The sequence below is a fragment of the Streptomyces sp. NPDC017940 genome, assembly GCF_044328435.1.
Taxonomy (GTDB): domain Bacteria; phylum Actinomycetota; class Actinomycetes; order Streptomycetales; family Streptomycetaceae; genus Streptomyces.
In genome coordinates this window covers 133564-158822 of sequence record NZ_JBIRHJ010000010.1, presented here as the reverse complement: position 1 = coordinate 158822, position 25259 = coordinate 133564, and the positions used below count along the sequence as shown (strand labels likewise).

Here is a 25259-nt window from a genome sequence, read left to right as displayed (position 1 = left end):
TACTCGCGAGACGCGGCCTCGACCTGCTCGACCGGGGGGTGGGGTCAGAACTGGAGTCCTGCCCGAGGGGGCCCGGCCCAGCCCGCCGCCGGGCCTTCTGCTTCGGGGCGTGTTTTCTCAGACTCAGTGAGTGTCGGGCTCCGGGTCGGGCAGGGGGAGTTCGTCGAGGTCGAGGGTGAAGGTGCGGCCGTCGGCCAGGGGGACGGGAAGCTTGCCCGTGCCGTATGCGCGGGTGTGGGCGGTGCTGTAGCCGCTGGAGGTGGGCTCGGTGTGCAGGACGACTTCCCGGGCGTAGGGATCCACGACGAGGTAGACGGGGATGCCGTACCGGCCGTACTTCGCGGTGCAGTCGTCGTAATCCTTGCGTGCCGAGGACGCGGAGACGACCTCCGAGATCAACAGGACGTCCTCGAAGCTGTACCGCTTGCCCTCCTTGCGCGCGTCCTCGCGCAGGATGGCCAGGTCGGGGGCGGAGTTCTCGTCGGCGGGGAAGTCGATGTAGACGTCCGAGGTGACCTTCGCATGACGGCCGAGGGCGAGAGAGTCGATCTGCATCGACCTGATCGTGCTGGAGTGCTCTTCGCTCTGCGGGGTCATGATGATCTTTCCGTCGGCGCCGAAGAACACCACGTATCCCGCGGGGAACTCGGTGTGCGTGATCACGTCGACACTCATGGACGGTGCTCCTTCCCGTGTGCCGTCATGATACGGCGGACAGAGCCGTCCCACGGGTGGACTTCCGTGGCGTGCGCGCACTATAGGGGGAACCGGTCCGCACGAGCGGTCGCCGTGATGCGGGGCGTGCGTTCGGCCCGTAGTTCTCCGCAGCATTCATGTATCGAATAGCACCCCTTGAGCGGGGGTGAGGGATCGATTTGCCACATCAGCTGGTGGGTGATCCGTGAGCAGAGAAGGCCCTGACAGCGCTGAAAGATGTGAACGCGCTGGTCAGGGCCTATCCGCCTAGCACTCGATGATGTTCACCGCGAGGCCGCCGCGCGCCGTCTCCTTGTACTTCACGGACATGTCGGCGCCGGTCTCCTTCATGGTCTTGATGACCTTGTCGAGGGACACCTTGTGGCTGCCGTCGCCGCGCATGGCCATCTTCGCGGCGGTCACGGCCTTCACCGCGGCCATGCCGTTGCGCTCGATGCAGGGGATCTGGACGAGCCCGCCGACGGGGTCGCAGGTGAGGCCGAGGTTGTGCTCCATGCCGATCTCGGCGGCGTTCTCGACCTTCTCGGGGGAACCGCCGAGCACCTCGGCGAGGGCGCCCGACGCCATGGAGCAGGCGGAGCCGACCTCGCCCTGGCAGCCGACCTCGGCGCCGGAGATGGAGGCGTTCTCCTTGAAGAGCATGCCGATCGCGCCCGCGGCGAGCAGGAAGCGGACCACGCCGTCCTCGTCGGCGCCCGGCACGAAGTTCATGTAGTAGTGCAGGACGGCGGGGATGATCCCGGCGGCGCCGTTGGTGGGCGCGGTGACCACGCGGCCGCCCGCGGCGTTCTCCTCGTTCACGGCCATGGCGTAGAGGGTGATCCACTCCATGGCGCGGGCCCCCGGGTCGCCCTCGGCGCGCAGCTGCCTCGCGGAGTTCGCGGCGCGGCGGCGGACCTTCAGGCCGCCGGGCAGGATGCCCTCGCGGGACATGCCGCGCGAGACGCAGGCCTGCATGACGCGCCAGATGTCCAGGAGGCCCTCGCGGATCTCCTCCTCGGTGCGCCAGGCCTTCTCGTTCTCCAGCATCATGGCGGAGATGGAGAGGCCGGTCTCGGAGGCCATGCGCAGCAGCTCGTCGCCGGTGCGGAAGGGGTACTTCAGGACGGTGTCGTCGGGGACGATCGGGTCCTCGCCCGCCACCGCGTCCTCGTCGACGACGAAGCCGCCGCCCACCGAGTAGTACGTCTTCTCCAGGACGAGCGCGCCGTCGGTGTCGTAGGCGAAGACCGTCATGCCGTTGGCGTGGTACGGCAGCGCCTTGCGGCGGTGCAGGACCAGGTCGTCGTCGAAGGCGAAGGCGATGTCGTGCATGCCGAGGACGTTCAGGCGGCCGGAGGACCTGATCTCCTCGACGCGGTCGTCGGCCTTCTCGACGTCGACCGTGCGCGGCGACTCGCCCTCGAGGCCGAGCAGGACGGCCTTGGGCGTGCCGTGCCCGTGGCCCGTGGCCCCGAGGGAGCCGTACAGCTCGGCGCGTATCGAGGCGGTGTGGGCCAGCAGGCCCTCGTTCTTGAGGCGGCGGGCGAACATCCGCGCCGCGCGCATCGGGCCGACCGTGTGGGAGCTGGACGGGCCGATGCCGATCGAGAACAGGTCGAAGACCGAGATGGCCACGAGAGAACTCCAATGGTGGTTGGTAGACGCCCTTGTCCGCCGGGGTGGTGCGGGGCAGTGCTGTGTGCGGGGCACGTGGTGCGGGGCACCGCGCGCACCGTCCTGGTGTCCAGTGTGCGCGGTGCCCCGGAAGCCCGTACCAAATAAAGCGTACGAAACTACTTCAGGCCGGGGTACAGCGGGTGCTTCGCCGCCAGAGCGGACACCCGGGTCCTGAGGGCGTCGGCGTCGAAGCCCGGCTTGAGCGCCTCGGCGATGACGTCGGCGACCTCGCGGAAGTCCTCTGCGGTGAAGCCGCGGGTGGCGAGGGCCGGGGTGCCGATGCGCAGGCCGGAGGTGACCATCGGGGGCCGCGGGTCGTTCGGGACCGCGTTGCGGTTGACGGTGATGCCGACCTCGTGCAGCCGGTCCTCGGCCTGCTGGCCGTCCAGCTCGCTGTTGCGCAGGTCGACGAGGACCAGGTGCACGTCGGTGCCGCCCGACAGCACGGAGACACCGTGCTCGGTGACGTCGTCCTGGACCAGGCGCTCGGCCAGGATGCGGGCGCCGTCGAGGGTGCGCTGCTGGCGCTCCTTGAAGTCGTCGGAGGCGGCGACCTTGAAGGAGACGGCCTTGGCCGCGATCACGTGCTCCAGCGGGCCACCCTGCTGACCGGGGAAGACCGCGGAGTTGATCTTCTTGGCGAGCTCCTGCGTGGACAGGATGACGCCGCCGCGGGGGCCGCCGAGGGTCTTGTGCGTGGTGGTGGTGACCACGTGCGCGTGCGGGACGGGGGAGGGGTGCAGGCCCGCGGCCACGAGGCCCGCGAAGTGCGCCATGTCCACCATCAGGTACGCGCCGACCTCGTCCGCGACGCGGCGGAAGGCGGCGAAGTCCAGCCGGCGCGGGTACGCCGACCAGCCCGCGACGATCAGCTTCGGCTTGGCCTCCTTGGCCAGGCGCTCGACCTCGGCCATGTCGACCTGACCGGTCTCGTCGTCCACGTGGTAGGCGACCACGTTGTAGAGCTTGCCGGAGAAGTTGATCTTCATGCCGTGGGTCAGGTGCCCGCCGTGCGCGAGGTTCAGACCCATGATCGTGTCGCCCGGCTTGAGCAGCGCGAACATCGCGGCCGCGTTGGCCTGCGCGCCGGAGTGCGGCTGCACGTTGGCGTGCTCGGCGCCGAAGAGCTCCTTGACGCGGTCGATCGCGATCTGCTCGACCACGTCGACGTGCTCGCAGCCGCCGTAGTAGCGGCGGCCGGGGTAGCCCTCGGCGTACTTGTTGGTGAGGACCGAGCCCTGCGCCTCCATGACGGCGACCGGGGCGAAGTTCTCCGAGGCGATCATCTCGAGGGTGGACTGCTGGCGGTTCAGCTCGGCGTCGACGGCGGCGGCGACATCCGGGTCGAGCTCGTGAAGGGGGGTGTTCAGAAGCGACATGGGAGATCCTTGACGGTTGGCTCAGCCGGCGGTGAAGGCGGTGTACTCATCGGCGGACATCAGGTCGTCGGGCTCGTCCGAGATGCGCACCTTGAACAGCCAGCCGCCCTCGAAGGGGGCCGAGTTCACCAGGGACGGGTCGTCCACGACGTCCTGGTTGGCCTCGACGACCTCGCCGGTGACCGGGGCGTACAGATCGCTGACCGACTTGGTCGACTCCAGCTCGCCGCAGGACTCGCCCGCGGTCACGGTGTCGCCGACGGCCGGGAGCTGGGCGAAGACGACGTCACCGAGCGCGTTGGCGGCGTGCTCGGTGATGCCGACGCTCGCCACACCGTCCTCGGTGGCCGACAGCCACTCGTGCTCCTTGCTGTAACGCAGCTGCTGGGGGTTGCTCATGGCCTGAATTCTCCTGTACGCGGACGTGTGCTGGGGAACGTGGGTCTTGCGGACTGGGACGGGCGTACGTCACTTCCGACGCCCGCGCGGGTCACTTCCTGGGCCCGCGTGTCACTTCTGGCGCTTGTAGAACGGCAGCGCGACGACTTCGTACGGCTCGTGCGTGCCGCGGATGTCCACGCCCACGCCCGCCGTGCCGGGAGCGGCGTGCGCCACGTCCACGTAGGCCATCGCGATCGGCTTGCCGAGCGTCGGGGACGGCGCGCCCGAGGTGACCTCGCCGACGACCTCGCCGCCCGCGACCACGCTCATGCCCGCGCGCGGGACCCGGCGGCCCTCGGCGATCAGGCCGACGAGCTTGCGCGGGGGAGCGGCCTCGGCGCGCTCGGCGGCGCCCCGCAGCGCCTCGCCGCCCACGAAGTCATCCGCGTGGCTCGTCTTGTCAAACTTGACGACCCGCCCGAGACCGGCGTCGAACGGCGTCAGGGCCGTCGTCAGCTCGTGCCCGTACAGCGGCATGCCCGCCTCCAGGCGCAGGGTGTCGCGGCAGGACAGTCCGCAGGGGACCAGGCCCGCCGGGGCGCCCGCCTCCGTCAGGGCCCGCCACAGCTGCTCGGCGTGCTCGGGGGCCACGAACAGCTCGAAGCCGTCCTCGCCGGTGTAACCCGTGCGGGCGATCAGGGCCGGGACGCCCGCGACGGTGCCGGGCAGGCCCGCGTAGTACTTCAGTCCATCGAGGTCGGCGTCGGTGACCGACTTCAGGATTCCGGGGGACTCGGGTCCCTGGACGGCGAGCAGGGCGTAGGCCTCGCGGTCGTCGCGGACCCCGGCCTCGAAGCCCGCCGCCCGCTCGGTCAGCGCGTCCAGGACGACCTGGGCGTTCCCGGCGTTGGCGACGACCATGTACTCCTGGTCCCCGAGGCGGTAGACGATCAGGTCGTCGAGGATGCCGCCGTCCGCCCGACAGATCATGGTGTAGCGGGCGCGGCCGGTGCCGACGGAGCCGATGTTGCCGACGAGCGCGTAGTTCAGCAGGTCCACGGCTTCGGGTCCGGTGACGGTGATCTCGCCCATGTGGGAGAGGTCGAAGAGGCCGGCCCGCGTGCGGACGGCGTTGTGCTCGTCGCGCTCGCTGGCGTACCGCAGCGGCATGTCCCAGCCCGCGAAGTCGGTCATGGTCGCACCCAGCGACCGGTGCAGGGTGTCCAGGGCGGTGTGGCGCGGTGGTGTATTGCTCATCAGAACGGGCTCCCGGGGCATGACGGGCGAGGTCCATCCTCCCCATCTGTCATCGGACCTGAGAGGTTCACCACGCCCGTACGTGCGACGGGACATGACTTGCACCTTGGGTGGAGCCGCCCCTGTGACCGGTGGTGGCCCGCTTTTCAGATGTGCCTCGCCCGCGCGGTACGGGGCCTGAGAGATTCAAGGGAGGAACTTGCTCCTTCGGCGTCCCGGGGGGAACGTTCGTGTCCCCGGGAACTCTCCCGCGCGGATTCAAGCGGCCGGTATGGAGTTGGCGCGCACATCATTGCACGCGCCCCCTCTTCGCAACAGCCGCAACCTGAGTGCGCTGGTTTCGGGGGCTTCAGGGCCCTTGGCGCTCTTGTGTGGCATTACCTTCTCTTTACACTCGACGGAGAAGTACTGGGGATGAGTGACGTGACCAGCATGGGGAGGCGGATCACGGTGCGCAGGAGCAGTGCTTGTGAGGCGGCCACGGGTGTGGCGCTACCGGGCGGCGTCGGCGTGCTGCCGCCGCAGGCCGCGGTGCCGGTGCGCGAGAGCCTCGGGTACTTCCCGCGGCCGGTCGTGCGCGACCTCAGGGGCCGCGGCGCCGCCGCGGGGCCCCGGCGGCTCGTCTTCGGCGCGGCGGACGTCGTGGTGGTCTCCGGGCTCCCGGGCAGCGGCAAGTCCACGCTGATGCGGCGCACGGTGGCGGGGCCGCGCGTGGACTCCCAGGACACGCGGGACCGCTGGGCGGCCCGCATGCCGCGGCTGCTGCCCTACGCCCTCTACCGCCCCTTCGTGCGCGTCGCGCACTACGCCGGTCTGCGCCGGGCCCTGCGCGCGGGCGAGGGCGTCGTCGTGCACGACTGCGGCACCCAGCCCTGGGTGCGGCGCTGGCTGGCCCGGGCGGCGGCCCGGCGCGGGACGACCCTGCGTCTGCTCCTGCTCGACGTGCCCGTCGAGACCGCCGTCGCGGGGCAGCGGGCGCGCGGCCGCGGGGTGTCGCGGTACGCCTTCGCGCGACACCGCAGAACGGTCGGCCGCCTCGTACGGGCCGTGGAGCGCGGCGAGCTGCCGCGGGGCTGCGGGTCGGCGGTGCTGCTCGACCGGGAGGCGGCCGGGGCGCTGGGGGAGATCGGGTTCGGGGCTTGAGTGGGTTCGGGGTGAGCGTTTTGGGGCGTGAGTGACTTTGGCGTGAGCGGTTTCGGGACGTGAGTGGCTTCGCCGTGAGCCGTTTCGGGGCGTGAGCGGCTTGGGGCGTGCGCGGCTTCGGGGTGCCCGGCTTCGTACGTGCGCGGCTTCGTGGCGTGTGCGGCTTCGTGCGTGAGCGGCTGCGGGGTCGAAGGACCCGGCGCCACCGGCCCCCGCCCCGGCGTTAGGGTCGGGCACCGGCAGCAGGAGCACGGCAGAGCAGGGGTCGAGGCACATGAACCATCCGGACTTTCCGGGCCACCCGGGTCACCCGGACCACTCGGACCATCCGGGTCACACGGATCACCCGGGTCACCCGGGTCACCCGGGTCAAACGGGCCACCCGGTTCACCCAGGCCACCCGGGCCACCCGGGCCACCCGGGCCACGCGGCGGACCTCCAGGGCCACATCCCGGCACAGGTACAGGCACAGGCGCAGGCGCACACGTACCCGCCCCCGTACGGGCAGGCGCACGCGCACCCGTACGGGGGGTGGCCGGCCAACGAGCTCGAGGAGGTGCTCGCCGCCTCGCTCGGCGCGCCGCCGTCCGACGCGGTGGGGGCCCGCATCGTCGAGACCCTGGGCCGCAGCCGGGTCTGGATCCCGCTGCCGAGCGGCGGCGGCCCGGACAGCGGGACCCTGGACCTGCCCACCCTCGACGTCGAAGGCCAGGCCTACGTCCCCGTCTTCACCTCCGAGCAGCAGTTCCAGCAGGCCACGGGCGGCCGGATGCCCTGCACCGTGGCGCCCGCCGTGGAGTTCGCCCGCGGTCTGCCGCCGCAGCTCGGCATCGCCCTGAACCCGGAGGGGACCGTCACCGTGCCGCTGCCGCCGCCCGCCGTCGCGGCCCTGTGCAGGGTGGGGCGCACGGAGCTCGACGGACCGGCGAGCGGGGGCCGCGTGCGCCTGTTCGAGCCGGACTGGAAGGAGGACCCGGTCGACTTCCTGGCCGCCGCGGCCGACGAGTTCCGGACCGCCGGCGTGGTGCGCACCGCCCGCCGCTGCCTCGCCGCCGTCGAGACCGAGGACCCGACCCTCTTCGTGGGCGTCGAACTGGCCTCCTGGGACGGCGACGCCCGCGACCTCCCCATGCGGGCCCTCGGCCGAGCCCTCGGCCGCTTCCCCCTCCCCTGGCCGGTCAACCTCGTCCTGCTGGACGCGGCCCAGGACCCGGTGGCGGACTGGCTGCGGGAACGCGTACGCCCGTTCTACACGTCCCACTGACGGCGGGGCGGAGGGCGGCGGACGCGCGGGCGTTCACTGCCCGGCGCGGCGGGGCGGGCGTCCACGGCGCGCGGGGTTCCCGGCCCGGCGCGCCGAAGCAGGCGGTGGCGGGCGGGTGGGTGGAAGACGTCCCCGAGGAGCGGCGGCACGACACCCACCAGCACAAGCCCCGATCAAGGCGCCCCCGCCAGAAGTAAGCTGGGGCGGTCGAGTACGTAGGGCACGTCGCGAAGGGGCGGTTACGGGTGAGTGCGTCGGGCACGGCCGCGGGCGATGGGACCACCCAGGGTCGAGCGCAGTCGACACCGTGGGAGCGGGTCGAGCACATGCTGCGCCAGGTCGCCCCGGGGCGCTACGACACCTACGAGGCGCTCCTGCACGCCCTCGCCGAGGGCCAGGTCTGGATGCTGCTCTGGCACGGCCAGGCCGGCTCCCCCGACGCCCAGTACGGCAACATGGAGATCGAGGGCCTCGGCTACGCACCGTGCGTGACCTCCGCCCAGGAGCTCGCGGCCAGCGGCTGGAACCGCGGGTACGAAGTGATCGGCGGCCTCGACGCGGCCCGTGCCCTCTTCCCCGACCACTACGGCCTGTGGCTGAATCCGCACGCGCCGGGCGGCGGCGTGGGCATCCCCTGGCTCGATCTGCGCCGTCTCACCAGTGGCCTCGACCAGCAGCCCGCGGGCCCGCTCAGGCTGACGGAACCGGCCATCGAACTGCCACAGTTCTACGCATTGTTGACGCAGAACGCCCACCGCACACAGGCGGTCCGCTCGCTGCGCCGCGCCTGGGTGCAGCCCGCGCTCGGCGCCCCGTACCTGGCCATCGGCCTCGACGTCTACGACACCTCGCCCGCCTCCGTGGACGCGGTCCGCGCGATGATGCGGCAGTCCATCGGCGCCGTCCCCGAGGGCCTGCCGGTGTCCACCGTGGCGATGTCCGACGTCCACGACCCGGTCGCGATGTGGCTGCGCGCCAACGCCCGGCCGTTCTACGACCGCGACGCCCAGGCGGCCCCCGCCCCCGCGGCGGGCGGATACGGGTATCCCGCACCGTACTGACCAGAACACCGCAAACCCCGTCGCAGTGTTCCGGACACCCGTCCGGAACTCGACGGCCGGTATCGGGCTGATCAGCGCCGACCGGCGGGATGTCCCCTTACGGTGTCGCCGTACTGGTATAGACCTCTTCGAGCCCTTGCTCACCAACTGCCCCGTGTTCGCCCGTCGTTCAGCCCCGTCCGGATAACGGAACACCTCGAACAGCATCACGGTTGCGCATCCATTCCCCGACAAGTCTGGTAACAGATCACGACCCCGTTGAAGACTCCCGCAGCAAGGGGCCTTCGCCCCTGTGTACGACGGACTGATCACGTCGCTACAGCGGCAAGTGCGGGCCGGTCACCGCCGGTTGAGAGGGGTCCCTGCCACGATGACGGCGCCATTGCATGACACACCTGCGGACGCGAAACCCACCGAGGACGTCGCTCCCGCAGCTGGTGCAGGGGTGAAGAAGGTCGAGGGGCGCTCCCTCAAGCAGATCGCCTGGAACCGGTTGAAGCGTGACAAGGTCGCCCTCGCGGGCGGCATCACGGTGCTGCTCCTGGTCCTGGTGGCCGTCTTCGCACCTCTGATCGTGAATCTCCTCGGCCATCCGCCGAACGACTTCCACCAGGACGAGCTCGACCCGCTGACCAACCTGCCCACAGGCGCCTTCGGCGGTGTGAGCAGCGACTTCCTGTTCGGTGTCGAGCCCAACAAGGGCCGCGACGTCTTCAGCCGCATCGTCTACGGCGCGCGGATCTCGCTCCTGGTGGCGTTCCTCGCCGCCATCGTCGCCGTGGTCCTCGGCACCCTCTTCGGGATCATCGCGGGCTACTTCGGCGGCTGGGTCGACGCGCTCATCAGCCGCGTGATGGACGTGCTGCTCTCGTTCCCGCAGCTGCTCTTCATCATCTCCCTGATCTCGGTCCTCCCGGACGACCTGATGGGCCTGGAAGGGACGAGCGTGCGCGTCGCGATCCTCGTCCTGGTGATCGGCTTCTTCGGCTGGCCCTACGTCGGCCGCATCGTCCGCGGCCAGACGCTGTCGCTGCGCGAGCGCGAGTACGTGGAGGCGGCCAAGAGCCTCGGCGGCGGCCGGCGCCACATCCTCTTCCGCGAGCTGCTTCCGAACCTGGTCGCCCCGATCACGGTCTACGCGACCCTGATGATCCCGACCAACATCCTCACGGAAGCCGCCCTCAGCTTCCTCGGCGCGGGCGTCAAGCCGCCGACCGCCTCCTGGGGCGGCATGCTGCGGGACGCACTCGAAACGTATGAGCACGACCCGATGTTCATGGTCTTCCCAGGCGTGACGATCTTCATCACGGTGCTCGCCTTCAACCTCTTCGGGGACGGTCTGCGCGACGCGCTCGACCCCAAGGGAACCCGCTAGCAGGCCCAACCGACTTGCCCCTGCCGCTGGTCAGGTGGCTCTTTCCATGGTTCTTCGGCAGCGATACGCCAGGGACCGCGAATCTCGGAGGTTGCGAGAAAATGCCCAGAGTTACCCCGAAACGACGGCTCACCGCCGGTGCGGCCCTCGTCGTCGCGGCGCTGGTGACCACCACGGCGTGCGGCGGCGGCGACGATGACGACAGCGGCGGCGGGAAGGGCGCGGGCTACAACGCCGCCCTGAACAAGGTCGCCAACGCGTCCACCAAGGCCGGCGGCACCCTGCGCATGGTCGGCAAGCAGGACCTGGACTCCGCAGACCCGCAGCGTGCCTACTACGGCATGTCCTGGGACTTCATGCGCTTCTACACCCGGCAGCTGGTGTCGTACGACACCAAGCCCGGCAAGGAGGGCACGAAGCTGGTCCCGGACCTCGCCGAGTCCACCGCGAAGATCTCCAAGGACGGCAAGACCTACACGTACAAGCTGCGTGACGGGCTCACCTGGGAGGACGGCTCGGCGCTGACCTCCAAGGACGTCAAGTACGGCATCGAGCGCCTGTGGGCGACGGACACCATCACCGGTGGCCCCGGCTACATCCGCCAGACGCTCGACCCCAAGGGCGCGTACAAGGGCCCGTACAAGGACACGTCCAAGGACAAGCTCGGTCTGAAGGCCATCGAGACGCCCGACGACAAGACCATCATCTTCAAGCTGCCCAAGCGCAACGGTGACTTCGAGCAGTTCCTGGCCATGCCCGCGGGCTCCGCGGTGAAGGCGGCCAAGGACACCAAGGCCAAGTACACCCAGCGTCCGTTCTCGTCGGGCCCGTACAAGTTCGCCGAGTACAAGGCCGGCAAGAAGATCGTCCTGGTCCGCAACGACAAGTGGAAGAAGGACGCGGACCCGATCCGTCCGGCGCTGCCCGACAAGATCGACGTGACGATCTCCGCCAACCTGGAGGAGAACGACAAGCGCCTGATGAGCGGCGACTACGACGTCGACCTCAACGGCACCGGCATGACCCAGTCCGGCCGCGTCACCGCCGTGCAGAAGCACAAGGGCAACGTCGACAACATGCACACGTCCTTCGTGCGCTACGTCGCGCTGAACCACACGGCGAAGCCGTTCGACAACGTCCACTGCCGCAAGGCCGTCTTCTACGGCACCGACTTCGCGGGCCTCCAGCAGACCCGCGGCGGCGAGCTGGCCGCCGGTGAGATCGCCAACAGCACCTTCCCGAAGGCCATCCCCGGCTACAGCGACTACGACCCGTACGGCATCCTGGCGCGCAAGGGCAAGCCCGACGTCGCCAAGGCCAAGGAAGAGCTCAAGCAGTGCGACAAGCCGAACGGCTTCAGCGCCAAGCTCACCGCGCGCAACAACAACCCCGGTGAGGTCGACACCGCCGAGGCCCTCCAGGCCCAGCTGAAGAAGGTCGGCATCAACATCTCCGTCGAGCAGCTCGACGGCGCCGACTCGGCCGCCATCACCGGTTCGCCCTCCGTGGTGAAGAAGCGCGGCTACAGCATGCAGATGAGCGGCTGGGGCCCGGACTTCCCGACCGGCCAGGGCTACGCCCAGCCGCTGTTCGACAGCCGCTTCCTCGTCGAGAACGGCAACTACAACGAGTCCCAGATCAAGGACAAGAAGATCGACGCCCTGTTCGACAAGGCGATCGCCGAGACCGACCCGGTCAAGGGCGGCGAGATCTACAAGCAGCTCGACAAGCGGATCCTCGACCAGGCCGACTGGATGCCCTTCCTCTACGAGAAGAACATCACCTGGCGCGGCTCGCGGCTGACGAACGCGTACATGTCCGACGCGTACAACGGCCGTTACGACTACGTCTCGCTCGGCGTCAACCAGAAGAAGTAGCAGACGGCACGCCGCGGCGGGCACGAGCCCGCCGCGGCGACCGCACCCGATTTCCTGATCTCCCGTCACACCGCCGCCGCATCCCGCCAGTCCGAAGGGCAGGTGATGGCCCCGGGCGGTGACCGGAGCCCCTCACGAGGGGGCGCCTGCCACCGCCGGGCCGCGCACAGTGCTTGCTTATCTCATCCGGCGCCTGATCGCCGTCGTCATCATGGTGCTGGTCGTACTGCTCGCGACCTTCACCGTCTTCTACATGCTGCCCAAGTGGGCGGGACAGGACATCGCCGTCCTCTTCGCCGGCAAGCAGGCCGGAGCCGAGCAGCTCGAAGGCATCCGGACCAAACTCGGCCTCGGCGACCCCCTGATCGTCCAGTTCTGGGACTTCATCAAGGGCATCCCGATGGGCCGGGACTACACCAACGGCAGTGACGTCACGCACTGCCCCGCGCCCTGCTTCGGGTACTCCTTCCGTACCGAGGCGCCCGTCTGGGAGACCCTCAAGGACGCCCTGCCCGTCACCGGCGCGCTCGCCGCCGGCGCCTGTGTGCTGTGGCTCGGAGCCGGTGTCCTCACCGGTGTCGTCTCCGCCCTCAAGCGCGGCACCGTCTGGGACCGCGCCGCGATGACCACCGCCCTCGGCGGCGTCTCGCTCCCCGTCTTCTTCACCGGCATGATCGCGATGGGCATCTTCGTCCACAACCTGGGCTGGGTGGAGATCGCCGACAGCCTCAGTACGGACGACTCGATCGACGTCTGGCTCCAGACGCTGATCCTGCCGTGGATCGTGCTCGCCTTCCTCAACGCCGCGATGTACGCCCGCCTCACCCGCGCCACCATGCTGGAAGTGCTCGGCGAGGACTACATCCGCACGGCGCGCGCCAAGGGCCTCGGAGAGGTCGTGGTCATCCGCAGACACGCCCTGCGCTCGGCGATGACGCCCATCCTCACCGTCTTCGGACTCGACCTCGGCGTGCTCATGGGCGGCGCCGTGCTCACCGAGTCCACCTTCAACCTTCCGGGCCTCGGCCTCGAAGCGGTCAGGGCCATCAGCAGCAAGGACCTGCCCGTGATCCTCGGCGTCACCCTCTGCGCGGCCCTCGCGATCGCCGTCGCCAACCTCGTCGTGGACCTTCTGTACGCCGTCATCGACCCGCGAGTGAGGCTGGGATGACCGAACTGTCCAAGAGCGGAGCGACGCCCGAGGGCGCCGCGACGGCCGCCGCCGTGTCGAAGTCCGGCGCGGCCGTCGGCGAAGTGGTCTCCGGCTCGCCCGCTCCCTCCGCCTTCCTCGAGGTGCGCGACCTCAAGGTGCACTTCCCGACCGACGACGGCGTGGTCAAGTCCGTCGACGGGCTCAGCTTCACGCTGGAGAAGGGCCGCACCCTCGGCATCGTCGGCGAGTCCGGGTCCGGCAAGTCCGTCACCTCGCTCGGCATCCTCGGCCTACACACCGCGGGCCAGTACGGCCGCCGCAAGGCGCAGCTCTCCGGTGAGATCTGGCTGAACGGCACCGAGCTGCTCAGCGCCCCCGCGGACGAGGTGCGCAAGCTGCGCGGCCGCGAGATGGCGATGATCTTCCAGGACCCGCTGTCCGCGCTGCACCCGTACTACTCGATCGGCAAGCAGATCGTCGAGGCGTACCGGGTGCACCACGACGTCGACAAGAAGGTCGCGCGCAAGCGCGCCATCGACATGCTCGACCGCGTGGGCATCCCGGAGCCGAACAAGCGCGTGGACGCCTACCCGCACGAGTTCTCCGGCGGCATGCGCCAGCGCGCGATGATCGCCATGGCCCTGGTGAACAACCCCGAGCTGCTCATCGCCGACGAGCCGACCACCGCCCTGGACGTGACCGTCCAGGCGCAGATCCTGGACCTCATCCGGGACCTCCAGAAGGAGTTCGGCTCCGCGGTCATCATGATCACCCACGATCTCGGCGTGGTGGCCGAGATGGCGGACGACCTGCTCGTGATGTACGGCGGCCGCTGTGTCGAGCGCGGCACCGCGCAGCAGGTGTTCTACGAGCCCCAGCACCCCTACACCTGGGGCCTGCTCGGCTCGATGCCCCGCATCGACCGCGAGCAGACCGAGCGTCTCGTGCCGGTCAAGGGCTCCCCGCCCAGCCTCATCAACCTGCCGAGCGGCTGCGCGTTCAACCCGCGCTGCCCCTACGCCGACGTGCCCAAGGACCAGATCACGCGCACCGAGCGCCCCGACCTGCGCGAGGTCGGCTCCGGCCACTACACGGCCTGCCACATGTCGCGCGAGGAGCGCACCAAGATCTGGACCGAAGAGATTGCGCCGAAGCTGTGAAGGACCAGGACATGACCATCCCCTCGCAGGCGGAATCCGCCCCTGGCGCCGAGCGGGAGGTGCTGCTCAAGGTCGAAGGCCTGGTGAAGCACTTCCCCATCAAGAAGGGGCTGCTCCAGCGCCAGGTCGCGGCCGTGCAGGCCGTCGACGGTCTGAGCTTCGACGTGCGCTCCGGGGAGACGCTCGGCGTCGTCGGCGAGTCCGGCTGCGGCAAGTCGACCATGGGGCGGCTCATCACGCGGCTCCTTGAGCCCACGAGCGGGCGCGTGGAGTTCGAGGGCGTGGACATCACGCACCTGAACACGGCACGGATGCGGCCGCTGCGCCGCGACGTCCAGATGATCTTCCAGGACCCGTACTCGTCGCTGAACCCCCGGCACACCATCGGTACGATCGTCGGCGCGCCCTTCAAGCTCCAGGGCGTCAAGCCCGAGGGGGGCCTGCGCAAGACCGTGCAGGAGATGCTGGAGCGCGTCGGCCTCAGCCCCGAGCACTACAACCGCTACCCGCACGAGTTCTCCGGCGGTCAGCGCCAGCGCATCGGCATCGCGCGGGCCCTCGCCCTGAAGCCGAAGCTCGTGGTGGCGGACGAGCCGGTCTCCGCCCTGGACGTCTCCATCCAGGCCCAGGTGGTCAACCTGCTCGACGACCTCCAGGACGAGCTCGGGCTCACCTATGTGATCATCGCGCACGACCTGTCGGTCATCCGGCACGTCTCCGACCGCATCGCCGTCATGTACCTCGGCAAGATGGTGGAGCTCGCGGACCGCCAGGACCTGTACACCAAGCCCATGCACCCGTACACCAAGGCGCTGCTCTCCGCCGTGCCCGTGCCCGATCCCAAGCGGCGCGGGGTCAAGAGCGAGCGGATCCTGCTGCGCGGTGACGTGCCCTCGCCGATCGATCCGCCGAGCGGGTGCCGGTTCCACACGCGGTGCTGGAAGGCGACGCAGATCTGCGCCGTCAAGGAGCCTCCGTTCCTCACCCTGGAGACCGCCCACCAGGTGGCCTGCCACCACCCGGAGAACGCGCCCGACCAGGCGCCCGAGGACACTCAGCTCCTGTCGGTCGCCAAGGAGGCGATCGATGTGGTGTCGGTGACCACCGCGGCGGATGCCGCTGCCGCGGAGGCCGAGGAGGGGGGCACCGCTGCCGGTGCCGCCCCCGAGGCCGCGGGGGGCTCGAACCCTGCGGAGGGTTCCACGGCGTCCAAGGCTCCCGAGGCTCCGGAGGGGGCCGAGGCCGGGGAGGCTGCGGTTCCCTCGGCGTCCGCCGAGCCGACGAAGGGGTCCGGCAAGGCCGAGTGACCTCGGGTCGATCGGCCTACGGCCTCGTCCTCAATCGCCGGACGGGCTTTTTTCCCCACCCACCCGCCCTTTTCGCCTGCGGCGGGCTGCTCCCCCCAGGGGATGAAGCGGACGGGGGAAGAAGCCCGTCCGGCGTTTGAGGACGAGCGCGCGAGCGCGATGAAGGGCGGGTGGGTGGGGAAGAAGCCTGTCCGGCGTTTGAGGACGAGTGCGCGAGTGCGATGAAGGGTGGACGGGGGGAGAAGCCCGTCCGGCGTTTGAGGACGAGCGCGTCAGCGCGATGAAGGGTGGACGGGGGAAAGAAGCCCGTCCGGCGATTGAGGACGAGCGCGTCAGCGCGATGAAGGGCGGGTGGGTGGGGGAAAAAGCCTGTCCGGCGATTGAGGGCGAGCGCGTCAGCGCGGTGTGAGGGCGGGTGGGTGGGGAAGGGCAAGCCCTCCGGTGGGGCGAGCGGCGGGCCCCGGAGGCGCTGAAGGGGGACGGCCCCCGGCGGGGGACAATGGTGCGTGCTTCTGGAACTGTTCAACCCGTCCGTCCAGCACGCCCTGGACATCGTCGGCATCTTCGTCTTCGCGATCTCCGGCGCCCTCCTGGCCGTACGCAAGAACTTCGACGTCTTCGGCATCGCCGTACTCGCGGAGGTCACGGCCCTGGGCGGTGGCCTCTTCCGCGACCTGGTGATCGGCGCGGTACCCCCGGCCGCCTTCACGGACCTCGGCTACTTCCTCACCCCGCTGCTCGCCGCCCTCCTCGTCTTCTTCCTGCACCCGCAGGTCGAACGCACCCAGTTCGCGGTGAACGTCTTCGACGCGGCGGGCCTCGGCCTGTTCTGCGTGACGGGCACCACGAAGGCGTACGACTACGGACTCGGCCTCACCGCGTCCGCCACCCTCGGCCTCGCCACGGCGGTCGGCGGCGGCGTGCTGCGCGACATCATCGCCAACGAGGTGCCGTCCCTGGTGCGCTGGGACCGCGACCTGTACGCGGTGCCCGCCGTCGTCGGCGCCGCGATCGTCGCCCTGTCCATCCGCTTCGAGGTCCTGAACGGCCTCACCACGGTGCTCGCCGTCGTGACCGCGTTCGTCCTGCGGCTGCTCGCCCTGCACTACCATTGGCGGGCCCCGCGCGCCTGGAACCGGCGCTCGTCGGCGGAGGAACCGACCGAAGAAAAAGCTACCGCTTAGTAGTTTTGTGTTGTACGTTGCTGCCATGGCGGACACGGAGACAGTCACGGCGCCGACGGCGCGCGCGACGGTGGGGGACAGCGAGTTCGACCGCGACACGGCGGTCACCGAGCGGGAGCCCGGTGTCCACGACGCCGACCTCTCCGCGGGCTGGACCATCGTCAACGCCGTCAACGGCGGCTACCTCCTCGCGGTCGTCGGCCGCGCCCTCGCGCACGCGCTGCCGCACCCCGACCCGTTCACGATCACCGCGCACTACCTGACCGCGTCCGAACCGGGACCGGCACGCGTACGCACCGAGACCGTGCGCACCGGGCGCGGCCTGTCCACCGGGCAGGCCTCGCTCGTGCAGTTCGACGCCGACGGCGGCGAGGTCGAGCGGCTGCGGGTGCTCGCCTCGTACGGAGACCTCGACGCGCTGCCCGACGACGTACGCACATCGGCGAAGCCCCCGGCGATGCCCCCGCCCGAGGAGTGCTTCGGCGCCGACGACGCGCCTGCCGACCAGCGGGCCGTGCCGGGATCGTCCGCGATCGCCGACCGGCTGTGGCTGAAGCTGGACCCGGCGACGCTCGGCTGGGCACTCGGGCAGCCCTCCGGCAGGGGCGAGATGCGGGCGTGGTTCGGGCTCGCCGACGGGCGCCCCGCTGATCCGCTGTCGCTGCTGCTCGCCGTGGACGCGCTGCCGCCGACGGCGTTCGAGATGGGGCTCACCGGGTGGGTGCCGACCGTGGAACTCACCGTCCACGTCCGCGCGCGACCCGCGCCGGGGCCGCTGCGTGTCGCCATCACCACCCGCAACCTCGCCGGCGGCTTCCTGGAGGAGGACGCCGAGGTCTGGGACTCCACCGACCGCCTGGTGGCCCAGTCCCGCCAGTTGGCCCGGGCCCGCCTCACCTGACGCGCACCGCCCCGGACACGGCCCCCGCCCCTCAGCCGGTCAGGCACACCCCCGCATAGGACACCCCGCCCACCACGATCCACGCACACAGCCCCACGAGCCCCATCCGCCCCCCGGTACGCACCAGGGACCGGAGGTCCACCGCGCTGCCGAGCCCGAACAGGGCCGCGGCGAGCAGCAGTTCCTGAGCCACCGCGGCCCCGTCGAGGACGGCGCCCGGCAGCCACCCGGTGCTGCGGACGGCGACCATCGCCACGAAGCCGGCCACGAACAGCGGCACCAGCGGCGGCCGCCGCTCACCCGGCGCCCCCGCGCCCCCTGCTCCCCGCGCGCCGCGGGCCCGCACGGCTAGCGCCAACCCCGCCACCAGCGGCGCGAGCATCGCCACCCGCATCAGCTTGACGAGCACGCCCTCCCCGAGGGCGTCACCCCCGGCGGTCTGCGCGGTGGCGACCACCTGCCCCACGTCGTGCACGCTCGCCCCGACCAAGCGCCCGAACTCCGCGTCGCTGAGCCCCAGAGGACCCTGGAGCAGCGGAAGGACGGCGATCGCCAGCGTCCCGCAGAGCGTCACCACGGCCACCGACGCGGCCGTGTCCCGCTCCTCGCTGCGGGAGACGTCGCTGACCGCGCCGATCGCGGACGCCCCGCAGATCGAGTAGCCGGTCGCGATGAGCAGCGGCTGGTCGCCGGGGAGCCCGAGCTTCCGGCCGAGCCACCACGTACCGAAGAACGTCGCAGCGACCACCACGAGGACCATCGCGACGGTCCCCCAGCCCACCCCGAGCACATCGCGCAGGCTGAGCTTCAGGCCGAGCAGCACCACACCCACCCGCATCAGCCGCTTCGCCGCGAAGGTGAGCCCGGGCCGCGCCCGGCCGCCCGCCCACACCCGGGCCCCGGGCAGCTGCGCGGCGGCCAGCCCGAGGACGACGGCGACCGTCAGCATCGGCACACCGGGTACCAGCCGGTGGATCCCCGCGGCGACGGCGACACCAGCGGCGGCCAGCGCGAGACCGGGCCAGGGCCCCGCGGCCCGTACGCGTACACGCGCGATCCGCGCCGGCGCCGGCGCCGGCTTCTGCGGGCGCTGGCCGAGCAGGGCCATCAGCGGTCGGCCGGCAGGTCGTACACGCGGCGTACGCTGCTGCCGAGCCGCGCGATGTCCGCGCCGTAGACATGCAGCGATATCGCGCGCCCCGCGCCCGCGTTCCAGACCCGGTGGATGTCCCCGGGCGGCGCGAAACCGCACACCGCGCCCTGCGGGTTCACCACGTCCTCGGTGGCGACGAGGTGCGCGGCGGTGCCGGGCCCCGCCGCGGGGACGAGGCGGTAGCGCCGCTCGTGCTCCTCGCCCTCGTGCACGCCGGTCACACACCACGACACGTGGTCGTGCACCGAGGTGCGCTGACCAGGCAGCCAGACCAGGCCGACCAGGGAGAAGCTGCCGTCGCTCTCGGCGTGCAGCAGGTGCTGGCGGTAGCGCTCCGGGTCGCCCTCGCGCTGCTCGGGGGTGAGCAGGTCGGCGGCGCCGAGGTGCGGCGCGAGGCGTTCGCCCACCAGGTACGCGGTCAGGTCCGGCGGCAGGCCGCGGCCGACGGCCGCGCGGATGTCGGTGACGAGCGCGTCGAGGCGCTCCGTGGTGCGGGTCCTGGTGTGCGCGGTGGGGGTGGTCATACGGGCAGCGTCGGCCCGGATCATCCATCACGTCCAACGACAGTTTCTTCGCGGAACCCGAAAAAGTGCTTATGGCTGGACGGGTGGGCCCTGGGCGGCCCTCGGGCGGCGGGTCGTGGTCAGCAGCCGACCCGGTTCGCCGCGACCGCCTTCAACTCGTCGAGCACCAGCGCGGTGGCCGGGATGCGCAGGTGCTCCCGCAGCACGTACGCGGACACCTGCCGCCGGGACGCCGGGTCGAGCGGGCGGCCGGTGACGGAGCGGTGGCACAGGAAGTTCAGGACCAGTCCGGGCATCATCGCGATGCCGAGCCCCTCCGAGACGAGGCTCTGGATGACGAGGTTGTCGTCGGTGGTGAAGGCGATGTCCGGGGCGAAGCCCTGCTCGGCGCACTCGTGCAGGAAGTTGGCGCGGCAGCGCAGACAGCCCGCTATCCAGCGCTCGTCGGAGAGATCGGCGAGCCGCACCGAGCGGCGGCGCGCCATCGGGTGCCGGGTGGGCATCAGGACCGTCAGCTGGTCCTCCATCAGCGGCACCTCGACGACCTCGTCCGGCACCTCCTCGCGCAGGCCGGGGTAGGTGAAGGCGAGCGTCACGTCCGCGTCGCCGTGCACCAGGCGTTGCAGGGACTCCGGCGGCTCGTACTCCTGGAGCTCGACGCGGATGCCGCGGTGGGCGCGGGCGAGGCGCGCCAGGGCCTCCGGTATCAGCGTGGCGGTGGCGCTCGGGAAGGCGCAGAGCCGCACCCGGCCGGTGCGCAGCCGCGTGATCGCGTTCATCTGCTGCTGGGCCGCGTCGATGTTGCCGAGGATCACCCCGGCGTGCCGGGACAGCGCCTCGCCAGCCTCGGTGAGCCGCATGCGCCGACCGACCCGGGTGAACAGGACCGTGCCCACGGACCGTTCGAGCGCCTTCATCTGCTGGGTGATCGCGGGCTGCGTATAGCCGAGCGAGCGGGCCGCCGCGGAGTACGAACCGGTGCGGACCACTTCGTGGAAGGACCTGATGTGCCGGGAGTCGAACACGTCCGAATCATAAGCAGAATTTGGGAACAGCTGACCGGCCTTTTCCGTCGCTTCTGGATGCGGACGCGGGCGATCCTGTTCCTCGTGAAGTCCGACCGGTTGCTCTCCGTCCTGCTGCTGCTCCAGACCCGCGGCCGCGTGCCCGCGCACGAGCTAGCCGAGCGTCTCGAAGTGTCCGTGCGGACCATCTACCGCGACGTCGACGCGCTGTCCACGGCCGGTGTCCCAGTGTACGCCGAGCGCGGCAGGCACGGCGGCATCGCGCTCCTGGACGGCTACCGCACGGACGTCACGGGTCTGACCGCCGACGAGTCCCGCGCCCTGTTCGTGCTCGCCGCGCAGGGCGCCCACGCGGCCCTCGGCCTGGACGCGGCGATCGGCTCCGCCCTGCGCAAGGTGATGGCGGCGCTGCCCGCGCCGCACCGGCCGGCCGCCGAGCTGACCAGGCGGCGGATCCTCGTCGACGCCACGCGGTGGGAGCGCGGGCCCGGCGCGGGACTGCCCGTGGACCACCTGGAGACGCTCCAGGACGCGGTCTTCGCCGACCGGCGGCTGCGCGTGCGCTATGTGCACAGCGGCGCGGACGCCGAGCGGGAGTACACCCTCGATGCCTACGGCCTCGTGTCCAAGGCCGGTGTCTGGTACCTCGTGGCGGACAGGGACGGGCAGCCGCGGCTCTTCCGCGCCGACCGGGTGCGCGCGGCGCGGCTCACGGACGAGCCCGTGCGCCGCCGCCCCGGTGTCGAACTCGCCGACATCTGGCAGCTCCTGAAGCGGCAGGTGGAGCGGCGCACCGGCGGGATCGAGGTCACGGCCCGGGTGCGCCGCGACCGCTTCGGCCGCTTTCTGCGGCTGCACGCGGGCACGTTGACGGAACTGGTCGACGAGGGAGCCGAGGGAGCCGAGGGCGGCGGGGGCGTCCAGGGCGGCGGGGGCGGTGCGGGCGGCGGGGGCCGCGCGGGCGTCCAGGGCGGCTGGGGCCGCGCGGGCGGCGTCGGGGACGGCGGTGGCGCGGGGGAGTGGGTCACCGTGCGCCTCGTCTGTGAGGAGGTGCGTGCCGCCCGCGTCCTGCTCGCCTTCTCCGACGCCGTCGAGGTCCTCTCGCCGCCCGAGGTGCGCGAAGAGCTGGCGCGGGCCGCCGCGGCCGTCAGTGACCTGTACGAGGGCCCGCAGTGAGGAAACGGCCGAGCTCCGCCGTGAGTTCCGCGGGCGCGTCCTCCTGTACGAGATGCCCCGCGCCCTCGATCAGGCGCAGTTCGGCGCCGGGGACCAGACCGGCGAGCTCGTGGCCGCGCGCGACCGGGATCCAGGTGTCCTCGGTGCCCCAGCAGACGAGGACCGGCAGCGCCAACTCGCCGTACCTGTTCTGGATCTCGTCCGTGAAGCGCTGGTCGTTCTGCGCGATCTGCCGGTAGAAAGTGGATTGCCCCGCAGGTGTGCACCAGGGCGCCACGAGCCGGTCGAGGACGGCGGGGTGCAGCCCGCGGTGGCTCGCGGAGCCGACGTACTCCCGCACCATCGCCTCGTGCAGCCCCCGCGGCAGCTGGGCGAAGACGTCCGCGTGCGCGCCGAGCAGCCGGTACGCGGGTGAGCCCCAGGGCGCGAGGGCCACCGGGTCGACGAGGGCGAGCCGGGTGTAGCGCGCGCCGTGCAGCAGATGGGCCCGCAGCGCCACGCAGCCGCCGAAGTCGTGGGCGACGACGGCCGGGGGCTCGGTCCCTCCGGCCGGGCCCCAGTGCGCGAGGAGTTCGGTGAGGACCCGCGCCTGCGCGGCCAGTGAGACGTCCTGGCCGGCCCGCATCTCCGAGGCGCCGTACCCGGGCAGGTCCCACACGTACACGCGGTGGTCGCGGGCCAGGGCCCTGGCGACGCCGCGCCAGACGTACGACGAGAAGGGCGTGCCGTGCACCAGGACGACCGGCGGCGCGCCCGCAGGACCGAGCGCGGCCCAGCGAACGGCGCCCGACGAGGAGTCGAACGTTTCGGGGAGCCGCCAGTCGGACGGGAGGTTCGTCATGACCGTAGAGGCTAGTTGCCCCTTACGGGTTCGTCGAGGGCGGTGTGTCGAGCCAGTGGCGGCGTCCCAGGCCCACCAGGCGGAGCTGTCTGCGGGCGGTGTCCGCCACCGGTTCCGTGTCGGCGGTCTCCAGGAGCGCGGACGCCGTCATCACCATGTGGTCCACGTACAGCCGGGCGAGCATCAGCAGATCGTCCTCGCTCCAGCCCGCCGCCTCCGGCTCCCTGGCGAACTGGGCGGCGACCTCCCGCGCGAACAGCGCCAGTTGCGCGCCTATGGCCTCGCGCACCCGGCGTACGCCGCCGTGCCGCTCCCGCGCGATGAAACGGGCGTGTGCGGGGTACGCGCGTACGTAGGCAACGATCAGCTCGACGGCCGCCGCGATGCGCTCCTCGCCGTCACCGGTCGCCGCGAGCGTGGCGACGAGTGTCGTGTGCAGGCTGCCGAGGGCCTCGTCGACCAGGGCCGCGCCCAGGTCGGCGGTGTCGCGGAAGTGCCGGTAGAAGGCCGTCGGTGCCACTCCCACGGCGCGGGTCACCTCGCGGAGCCCGAGGCTGGACAGGCTCTGCTCCGCGAGCAGCCGCAGGGCCCCGTCGAGGAGTGCCTGCCGGGTCCTGAGCTTCTGGGCCTGCCGGGCGCCCGGGGCCGGGGCCGGATCGTCGAGGGTGTGACTCATGCCATGAGTCAACAACTGTTCTCCGAGTTTCGGAAGCCGCGGAACGAGTAGACTGCATAGTCAGTGAACAGTTGTAACCACAGTCGTTCACCGACTTGGCACCGCAATCGTTCACCGACTTAGCACCGCAATCGTTCACCGACTTAGCACCGCAATCGTTCACCGAAATGTCGTGCACTGTGACCCACGGGAGGCATCCGCACCATGCTGTTCCTCGTCGCCGCACTGCTGCTCCTGGGCGTCGCCATGGGGACCGTGGCGCACGCACCGCTGCCCGTCACGCTCGTCATGGCCGCCGTCATCGGCGCCTGGCTGCTGATCTTCACGGTGCGGGAGCGCCACGCACGCCACCGCTGACACGTCCGTCCCGTATGACACATCCGTTGCGTACGACGCCCGATCCACCCCTGAGGAGTCGCACCATGGAACTCACCGCTCCGGCAACCGACCGGGACACGGACGAACGGCCCGCCGCCACGCGGCCCACCGCCACACGGCCCACCGGGCGCCGGGACACCGACGGCATGGCCGTGGCCGCCTTCGTCCTCGGTCTCGTCGGACTGCTCGTCCTGAACATCGTCCTCGGCCCGATCGCCATCGTCCTGGCCTCGATCGCGCTGTGGCGCGGCACGGCCCGCCGCGGCCGCGCGCTCCTCGGTCTCGGCCTCGGCGTGGCCGACCTCGTCGTCCTGGTCACGCTGATGTCCATGGACGACACGGTGTCCTGGAGTCTCACGCTCTGACCGCGAGGTCGGGCCCGCCGTCCACGGCTCGTAGAATCGTGGCCACCATGGCCTACCTCGACCACGCCGCGACCACTCCGATGCTCCCGGACGCGATCTCGGCGATGACCGCCAAGCTCGCCGTCACCGGCAACGCCTCCTCGCTGCACGCGGCGGGCCGCCGGGCGCGACGCACCGTCGAGGAGGCCCGCGAGACGCTGGCCGAATCGCTCGGCGCCCGCCCCAGCGAGGTGGTCCTCACCTCCGGCGGCACCGAGGCCGACAACCTCGCCGTGAAGGGCCTGTACTGGGCGCGGCGCGCGGGCAGGGACGGCGGGCCGCCCCGCACCCGGGTCCTCGCCAGCCCCGTCGAGCACCACGCCGTGCTCGACGCCGTGGACTGGCTCGGCGAGCATGAGGGCGCCACCGTCGAGTACCTCCCCGTCGACGCGCACGGCCGGGTGCACCCCGAAGCGCTGCGCGAGGCCATCGCCCGCAACCCCGACGACGTGGCGCTCGCCACCGTCATGTGGGCCAACAACGAGATCGGCACGCTCCAGCCGGTACGCGAACTGGCTGACGTCTGCGCCGAGTTCGACGTGCCGCTGCACGCCGACGCCGTACAGGCCTTCGGGCAGGTCCCTGTCGACTTCGCCGCCTCCGGGCTCGCCGCCATGACCGTGTCCGGGCACAAGATCGGCGGCCCCTACGGCATCGGCGCGCTGCTCCTCGGCCGCGCCCACAGCCCCGTACCCGTGCTGCACGGCGGCGGTCAGGAGCGCCACGTGCGCTCCGGCACCCTGGACGTGCCCGCGATCGCCGCGTTCGCCGTCGCCGGGCGGGTCGCCGCCGAGCAGCGGGAGTGGTTCGCGCGGGAGATCGGCGCGCTGCGCGACGAACTGGTCGCCGCCGTGCGCGCCGCCGTCCCCGACGCGCTCCTCGGCGGCGACCCGGACCCGGCAGGGCGCCTCCCCGCCAACGCCCACTTCACCTTCCCCGGCTGCGAGGGCGACTCGCTGCTGCTCCTCCTCGACGCCCAGGGCATCGAGTGCTCCACGGGCTCCGCGTGCACCGCGGGCGTCGCCCAGCCGAGCCACGTCCTGCTCGCCACCGGCACCGCCCCCGACCTGGCCCGCGGCACCCTGCGCTTCTCGCTCGGCCACACGTCGACGCGGGCGGACGTGGACGCGGTGGCGAAGGCGATCGGCCCGGCGGTGGACAGGGCCCGCACGGCGGGCTTGAGCTAGCCGCCTGTGTCCAGCCCCGCCGGCATGTCCGGCCCCTTTGGCATGTCCAGCCCCTCCGGCGTTCGAGGAGCGGGGTC

24 protein-coding genes and 1 riboswitch are annotated in these 25259 nt (G+C 71.3%); of the genes, 14 read left to right on the top strand and 10 right to left on the bottom strand.

Annotation, left to right across the window (positions count from 1 at the left end):
- Positions 1-123: 123 nt before the first annotated feature.
- The 5 genes from ACH4DX_RS31405 to gcvT form a co-directional block, all read right to left on the bottom strand.
- Positions 124-675 carry a Uma2 family endonuclease gene (locus tag ACH4DX_RS31405; protein ID WP_398157590.1) on the bottom strand — a complete coding sequence of 184 codons (552 nt, stop codon included), beginning with the start codon at positions 673-675 and terminating at the stop codon, positions 124-126.
- A 288-nt stretch (positions 676-963) separates the two neighbouring features.
- On the bottom strand, positions 964-2334 hold the full coding sequence (locus tag ACH4DX_RS31400) for an L-serine ammonia-lyase (RefSeq protein ID WP_398157589.1): 1371 nt from the start codon (positions 2332-2334) through the stop codon (positions 964-966).
- Positions 2335-2492: 158 nt separating this feature from the next.
- A complete protein-coding gene (glyA, locus tag ACH4DX_RS31395) occupies positions 2493-3755 on the bottom strand; it encodes a serine hydroxymethyltransferase (protein ID WP_398123147.1) in 1263 nt (420 codons plus the stop codon).
- A gap of 21 nt (positions 3756-3776) precedes the next feature.
- Positions 3777-4154 (bottom strand): glycine cleavage system protein GcvH, encoded by a 378-nt coding sequence (gene gcvH / locus ACH4DX_RS31390; RefSeq protein WP_398123148.1) that lies wholly within the window; start codon positions 4152-4154, stop codon positions 3777-3779.
- Between the two features lie 111 nt (positions 4155-4265).
- Complete coding sequence (gene gcvT, locus ACH4DX_RS31385; RefSeq protein WP_398123149.1) at positions 4266-5393, bottom strand: glycine cleavage system aminomethyltransferase GcvT; 1128 nt, start codon at positions 5391-5393, stop codon at positions 4266-4268.
- A gap of 156 nt (positions 5394-5549) precedes the next feature.
- Positions 5550-5654: riboswitch (glycine riboswitch) on the bottom strand.
- 153 nt (positions 5655-5807) lie between these two features.
- Here gcvT and ACH4DX_RS31380 point away from each other — a divergent pair.
- From ACH4DX_RS31380 to ACH4DX_RS31335, 10 genes are all read left to right on the top strand, one after another.
- Positions 5808-6536 (top strand): AAA family ATPase, encoded by a 729-nt coding sequence (locus ACH4DX_RS31380; RefSeq protein ID WP_398157588.1) that lies wholly within the window; start codon positions 5808-5810, stop codon positions 6534-6536.
- A 556-nt stretch (positions 6537-7092) separates the two neighbouring features.
- On the top strand, positions 7093-7800 hold the full coding sequence (locus ACH4DX_RS31375) for an enhanced serine sensitivity protein SseB (RefSeq protein ID WP_398157587.1): 708 nt from the start codon (positions 7093-7095) through the stop codon (positions 7798-7800).
- A gap of 245 nt (positions 7801-8045) precedes the next feature.
- Positions 8046-8861, top strand: coding sequence for an enhanced serine sensitivity protein SseB C-terminal domain-containing protein (locus tag ACH4DX_RS31370; protein WP_398123151.1), 816 nt, complete (start codon positions 8046-8048; stop codon positions 8859-8861).
- A 370-nt stretch (positions 8862-9231) separates the two neighbouring features.
- Entirely contained in the window at positions 9232-10236 is a 1005-nt protein-coding gene (locus ACH4DX_RS31365; protein ID WP_398123152.1) for an ABC transporter permease, read from the top strand.
- A 101-nt stretch (positions 10237-10337) separates the two neighbouring features.
- Positions 10338-12113 carry an ABC transporter substrate-binding protein gene (locus ACH4DX_RS31360; RefSeq protein WP_398123153.1) on the top strand — a complete coding sequence of 592 codons (1776 nt, stop codon included), beginning with the start codon at positions 10338-10340 and terminating at the stop codon, positions 12111-12113.
- 169 nt (positions 12114-12282) lie between these two features.
- Entirely contained in the window at positions 12283-13284 is a 1002-nt protein-coding gene (locus tag ACH4DX_RS31355) for an ABC transporter permease (RefSeq protein WP_398123154.1), read from the top strand.
- Complete coding sequence (locus tag ACH4DX_RS31350) at positions 13281-14426, top strand: ABC transporter ATP-binding protein (RefSeq protein WP_398123155.1); 1146 nt, start codon at positions 13281-13283, stop codon at positions 14424-14426. The genes ACH4DX_RS31355 and ACH4DX_RS31350 overlap by 4 nt, the downstream gene beginning before the upstream one ends.
- An 11-nt stretch (positions 14427-14437) precedes the next feature.
- A complete protein-coding gene (locus ACH4DX_RS31345; protein WP_398157586.1) occupies positions 14438-15733 on the top strand; it encodes an ABC transporter ATP-binding protein in 1296 nt (431 codons plus the stop codon).
- Between the two features lie 506 nt (positions 15734-16239).
- Positions 16240-16917 (top strand): trimeric intracellular cation channel family protein, encoded by a 678-nt coding sequence (locus ACH4DX_RS31340; protein WP_398123157.1) that lies wholly within the window; start codon positions 16240-16242, stop codon positions 16915-16917.
- 25 nt (positions 16918-16942) lie between these two features.
- A complete protein-coding gene (locus ACH4DX_RS31335) occupies positions 16943-17818 on the top strand; it encodes a thioesterase family protein (RefSeq protein ID WP_398157585.1) in 876 nt (291 codons plus the stop codon).
- A gap of 31 nt (positions 17819-17849) precedes the next feature.
- On the opposite strand, the gene ACH4DX_RS31330 is transcribed toward ACH4DX_RS31335, so the two are convergent.
- The 3 genes from ACH4DX_RS31330 to ACH4DX_RS31320 all read right to left on the bottom strand — a co-directional run bounded on the left by ACH4DX_RS31330 (position 17850) and on the right by ACH4DX_RS31320 (position 20520).
- Positions 17850-18926, bottom strand: a complete 1077-nt coding sequence (locus tag ACH4DX_RS31330) for a YeiH family protein (RefSeq protein ID WP_398157584.1) — start codon at positions 18924-18926, stop codon at positions 17850-17852.
- On the bottom strand, positions 18926-19495 hold the full coding sequence (locus tag ACH4DX_RS31325; protein ID WP_398157583.1) for a cysteine dioxygenase: 570 nt from the start codon (positions 19493-19495) through the stop codon (positions 18926-18928). Before ACH4DX_RS31325 ends, ACH4DX_RS31330 begins: the two co-directional genes overlap by 1 nt.
- A gap of 119 nt (positions 19496-19614) precedes the next feature.
- Positions 19615-20520 (bottom strand): LysR substrate-binding domain-containing protein, encoded by a 906-nt coding sequence (locus ACH4DX_RS31320; protein ID WP_398123161.1) that lies wholly within the window; start codon positions 20518-20520, stop codon positions 19615-19617.
- A gap of 84 nt (positions 20521-20604) precedes the next feature.
- On the opposite strand from ACH4DX_RS31320, the gene ACH4DX_RS31315 reads away from it, so the two are divergent.
- On the top strand, positions 20605-21696 hold the full coding sequence (locus ACH4DX_RS31315; RefSeq protein ID WP_398157603.1) for a helix-turn-helix transcriptional regulator: 1092 nt from the start codon (positions 20605-20607) through the stop codon (positions 21694-21696).
- Here the strand turns inward: ACH4DX_RS31315 and ACH4DX_RS31310 are convergent.
- Entirely contained in the window at positions 21668-22537 is an 870-nt protein-coding gene (locus tag ACH4DX_RS31310) for an alpha/beta fold hydrolase (protein WP_398157582.1), read from the bottom strand. The genes ACH4DX_RS31315 and ACH4DX_RS31310 overlap by 29 nt on opposite strands.
- A 22-nt stretch (positions 22538-22559) precedes the next feature.
- Positions 22560-23213 carry a TetR family transcriptional regulator gene (locus ACH4DX_RS31305; RefSeq protein WP_398157581.1) on the bottom strand — a complete coding sequence of 218 codons (654 nt, stop codon included), beginning with the start codon at positions 23211-23213 and terminating at the stop codon, positions 22560-22562.
- Between the two features lie 204 nt (positions 23214-23417).
- Here ACH4DX_RS31305 and ACH4DX_RS31300 point away from each other — a divergent pair, with 204 nt between their 5' ends.
- The 3 genes from ACH4DX_RS31300 to ACH4DX_RS31290 all read left to right on the top strand — a co-directional run bounded on the left by ACH4DX_RS31300 (position 23418) and on the right by ACH4DX_RS31290 (position 25182).
- Positions 23418-23570 (top strand): hypothetical protein, encoded by a 153-nt coding sequence (locus ACH4DX_RS31300; protein ID WP_398123165.1) that lies wholly within the window; start codon positions 23418-23420, stop codon positions 23568-23570.
- 65 nt (positions 23571-23635) lie between these two features.
- On the top strand, positions 23636-23956 hold the full coding sequence (locus ACH4DX_RS31295; RefSeq protein WP_398157580.1) for a hypothetical protein: 321 nt from the start codon (positions 23636-23638) through the stop codon (positions 23954-23956).
- 47 nt (positions 23957-24003) lie between these two features.
- Positions 24004-25182, top strand: a complete 1179-nt coding sequence (locus tag ACH4DX_RS31290; RefSeq protein WP_398157579.1) for a cysteine desulfurase family protein — start codon at positions 24004-24006, stop codon at positions 25180-25182.
- Positions 25183-25259 lie beyond the last annotated feature (77 nt).